Raw genomic sequence first — 4,774 nt, forward strand, 5'->3', positions numbered from 1 at the left:
GTACAACCTGTTTGCTGATCAAAAGCATTGAATTTGTTGGTGCTCAGTTGATTTCTCATACCGACCTTCATGAAGCCATTTCTCTTTGGGAAGGACGGTGTTTGGGGATTGCCGAAATCAACAAAGTGCTCAAAGCGGTGACCAAGCTTTATATGAAGCGCGGCTATATTGCGGTGCGGGCTTATTTGCCTGAGCAAGATTTAAGCGGCGGTCATCTCAAGATTGTTGTTGTTGAGGGTGTGATGGAAGATATCACTCTGGATGGGCATAAAGTTGAGAGGAGACTTCAAGGAGAAATCACCACGGCTTTTCCAAATCTTATTGGGAAGCCGACCAATCTGCGCCAGATAGAGCAAGGGCTTGATCAAATCAATCGGCTTTTCTCACGCCAAGCCACCATTAATCTTGGTGCGGGGAGCAATTCGGGTGGTTCGATACTCGATGTTCATATTGAAAAACAGAAACCTTGGCTTATTACGCTTTCCAGCGATAATCTTGGCGCTAAAGCAACAGGGCTTTATCAAACGCGCTTGAGCCTTTCTTTTGATGATCTGTTGGGGATCAATGATCAATGGTCGTTGAGCTATCAGCGTTCTATGGATGGTAGTCCGTATCATTTTTCTCACAAGCGCCCCAATAGTGATACTCTAACGGGATCCTTTTCTCTACCCTATGGCACTTGGACAACAGGTTTTGATGGGACGTGGAGCCAATATCATTCGAGTGTTAAGGGAATATTTTCCGATATTATGACTGCGGGCAAGTCTTTATCGCTGACACCGTGGATTTCACGGGTTATCGACCGTGATCAAGAGGGAAAGACCTGGCTTACAGGACGGTTGACATGGAAATATTCTGATAATTTTATTATGGGCAGTCGGGTTGATGTTTCCAGCCGTAAACTAGCTATTGCAACCTTTGAGCTTGATCACTCGCGCAAGTGGCTTGGAGGAGAATTAAGCGCGCATATAGGGTTTCATAAAGGGTTGGCAATTCTTGGCGCTTATGACGATAAAGAGCAAGAGAATGCAACAAAAAATTCACCCAAAGGGCAATTTTCCAAATTGTCTTTTTCCCTAGGCTACGTGCGTCCTTTTTCGCTCAAACAATATAACTTTCGCTATAACACGCTGTTTTCAGGACAATTATCACCCGACACGTTGTTTAGTTCAGAGCAAATATCGCTTGGTGGTAGTTCCTCTGTGCGTGGGGTGCGTGAGGCGATTTATTACGGCAATAATGGGGCGTTTTGGCGCAATGAATTGTCGCTGTTGTTGCCAGGTTTTTCTTCGAGAATGGGGCGTAAATTTATGAGCCAATTTGCCCCTTATATGGCGCTTGATCTGGGGGCCGTGGCCAATAATGTAAACAAAAACAGTTTTGGCGGGAGCCTCGTTGGGGCAACTCTTGGTTTCCATGCAACCGGAGACATTACGGATATTGATGTATCTTATTCGAATATTTTAACCCAATCGACAGTGCGAGAAAAGGGAAATGCGACAGGGTTATTTCAAGTGCGGGCATTATTGAGATTTTAGAGCAAAGGGGCGGTAAAAAATATCGCTGCGCTGTTTATACCCATATGGGTTGTTTTTTTAAGAGATAAAGAATTTTATGAGGAGCTGAAGATGCGGGGATTGAAAGATCAAAAGCATAGATTGGGATATGGATACAAGCTATGGCAGCGCGTTCTTTGTGTTTTGCAGCGAGGGATCCATAAGGGGCTTTCACTGGTTTTAAGCTTTTGCTTAGCTTTTCAGCCTTTGTTGTTGCAAGCACAAGCGCTTGGAGCGCGAAGTCCTGTTGCACAAGAGAGCCAAGGGATTAAAGCAGCTGATGGGGTTGGCTCTGTTTTCCGCCCCACGGTGGGGAAAGCCGGCAATGATGTGCCGCTGATTGATATTGTTCGCCCCAATGGACAGGGTCTTTCTCATAACAAATATGACAGTTTCAATGTTGATACCCATGGCGTAATTTTGAACAATTCGACTGAGGAGGTTTCGCGTTCACAGCTTGGTGGATTGGTGCCAGGCAACGGCAATTTGCGTTATAGCGGTGCAGCAAAGGTTATCCTCAATGAAGTGGTGAGTGCCAATCGCTCGCGTCTTGAAGGCGTGAGCGAAGTACATGGGCATATGGCGGATGTTATTATCGCCAATCCCAATGGGATTACCTGTAACGGTTGTGGCTTTATTAATACACCACGGGTGACTTTATCGACTGGACAACCGATTATTGGAGCCGATGGCGCTTTGAGTGGATTGCGTGTTGAGGGTGGAGATATCACCATAGGTTCTCGTGGGGCTGATGGGAGTGCATTAGATATTTTTGATCTTGTTTCGCGCAAGATCAGTATCGGAGGTCCTATACAGGTCAAAGGGGATTTGGCTGTTATTGCTGGTCACAATCATTTTGATTATGACAAACGCGAAGCAACTTCTCTTGGTTCTGATGGCAAAGAGCCGGAATTGGCGATTGATTCCAGTGAGTTTGGTGGAATGTATGCGGGGCAGATCCGCGTGATTGCCAATGATAAAGGTGCGGGCGTTAAGATGCGCGGAGACATGGTTGCCAATGCAGGCGCCATGAGATTGACAAGTGATGGCAAGCTGGTGATTGCCAAAGCACGCGCCAAAGGAGCGGTGAAGGCTCACTCCCACCACGATAGTGTGCACGTGAAAGATCTGCTTTTTTCAGAAGAAGCGGTTGAGCTGAAGGCTTTGAAACATGTTGAACTGGCTGAGCAAGCTCGCGTTGCAGCGAGCGGTACTGTTGATGTGCACGCCGATCTGATCAAGCTCCAGTCTCATGCTCTTCTAGCAAGCGGTATTGGGAGTGATGGTCAACAGTCAGCGACGGGTTCTTTGCATTTACAGGCAGCAAAGCTTGAGGCGGGGAATGGGCGGATAGCCGCCGGTGATCTCTTAGAGATCCAAGCAGCAACAATTGATCTGAGCCGCATGCAAGACAATGATCAAACAGGGGTTTCTTCCCTTGGCGATCTGACCATTAAAACCAATCAAATCAGCGCTTTAAACAACCATATTGGTGCCAAGGGGAATATTGTCTTGAGCGCCGATGATGCGCTCACTGTAGGCGCTGGACATTATAGCGCCGGCGGCTCTCTTTTGGTGGAAGCAGCAGAGCTTACATCACGCGCGCGCTTAGTGGCAGAGCAAAAAATTGACCTTTATGCGCATCACGGTGCCCTGATCCAAGAAGGCACTGTCTGGTCTAATGGGAAGATAACGCTGGATGCCCATGGTGCCCTCAATCACACGGGTGATATTGTCAGCATGCAGCAGGTTGCCTTGACAGCGGGGGGCATGCTCACAACCTCTCAAGAGAGCACGATTTTAAGTTATGATGTGGTTTTAAGTGCTGATGCTTTAACCCAAGCAGGGATTGTGGAAGCTCAAGAAGGAGCATTAACCCTTCAAGTGCGTGATGGGGTTATCAATAGCGGCACAATGCGCGGTGAGAGTGTCGATGCTCATATTGGTGCATTTACCAATCAAGGGACGTTTATTGCAACCGATGATTTGCATTTGATGGTAAGCACACAAGAAGGCGCCGATCCGCAACAAGCCTTTCTGAAGAATACATCCGAAGGTGTCCTTCAAAGTGGTGGCGTTTTTGTTGTGACCGCAGGGCAATTAGACAATGCCGGTGTGCTTGGCTCTAGTGGTGAGAATGTTGCCCTCAATGTGGCAGGGAATGTCAGCAATAGTGGGCTGATTTACGCCAAAAAATCTATGGACGTATTCAGTGATGGTGATTTAACCAACACACAGGGCAGAATGATTGCAGAAGAGGCTCTCAGCATTGGTGGGCTGAAAGAGACACGTGCTGGTCATATAAATAATGAGGCTGGTCTTCTCAGTGCTTTAGCCGGTGAGATGAAGATTGTTGCAACGTCTTTTGTCAATAAAAGCGCTGAAACGACAAATTCAGAGCAACAAAACGCTACACATGATGAAGGTGCGCATGTTTTAGCGCGGGATGGTTTGCGCATTGATGTGGGCAGTTTTGAGAATGTTGATGGTCTTATTTCTACGCAAGGGGCAGTCAATATTGTTGCTGATAGTGTGATCCAAGCAGGGCACATAGAGATTGAGCGTGGTGACCTTCAACTGACCAGCCACGGTGATTTAAGCAATAGTGGCACAATAGAAAGCAATGATACCATTGCTTTGCATGCGCAAACAAATCTCAGCCAAACGGGGCGCATTGTCTCTAAAAAGCGGATAGAGCTTTCCAGTGATGGCATATTGACAATGGGCGAGACAAGTGAGGTTGGCGCCTATGATGTAACGCTGAAGGCAGGCACACTCACCCAAGCTGGGCTTGTGGAAGCGCAAGGCGGGGTACTTACTCTCAACAGTCATGATGTTTTAAGCAATTCCGGTATTATGGTGGGCGGTGTTGTTGATGCGAAGCTTGGGTCTTTAGCCAATTCCGGTCAGCTTTTAGCCAGTAACAGTTTTACGCTTGTGGCAGAAAGCCATGATCCGTCATTGGGGCAAGTTGCTCTGGTTTTAAATGGTGAAGACGGTGTTCTCAAAAGTGGTGGTGCTTTTGTCTTAACCGCAGATGTTTTGGACAATGCCGGCAGTATTGGTTCAAGTGGTGATGGGGTTGCGCTCAATGTGAGCGCTGATCTGAGTAATAGTGGGCTGATTTATGCCAAGAAATCTGCCATTTTCTCCTTAGATGGGGATTTTATCAATAAGTTTGCCGATGTCATTGCTGAAGACAATCTCATCATCCGTGG

General features: G+C 47.1%; 2 protein-coding genes. Both read left to right on the forward strand.

Annotation, left to right across the window (positions count from 1 at the left end; translation table 11 throughout):
• On the forward strand, positions 1–1,538 hold a 1,538-nt coding region (locus ACFIL8_RS07605; RefSeq protein WP_375689321.1), incomplete at its 5' end, for a ShlB/FhaC/HecB family hemolysin secretion/activation protein.
• A gap of 90 nt (positions 1,539–1,628) precedes the next feature.
• Positions 1,629–4,774 (forward strand): filamentous hemagglutinin N-terminal domain-containing protein (locus ACFIL8_RS07610; protein ID WP_375689323.1); only part of this gene is annotated, 3,146 nt, incomplete at its 3' end.

It is taken from the genome of Bartonella sp. AP57NXGY (assembly GCF_042195805.1).
In the GTDB taxonomy this organism is placed as follows: Bacteria; Pseudomonadota; Alphaproteobacteria; order Rhizobiales; family Rhizobiaceae; genus Bartonella.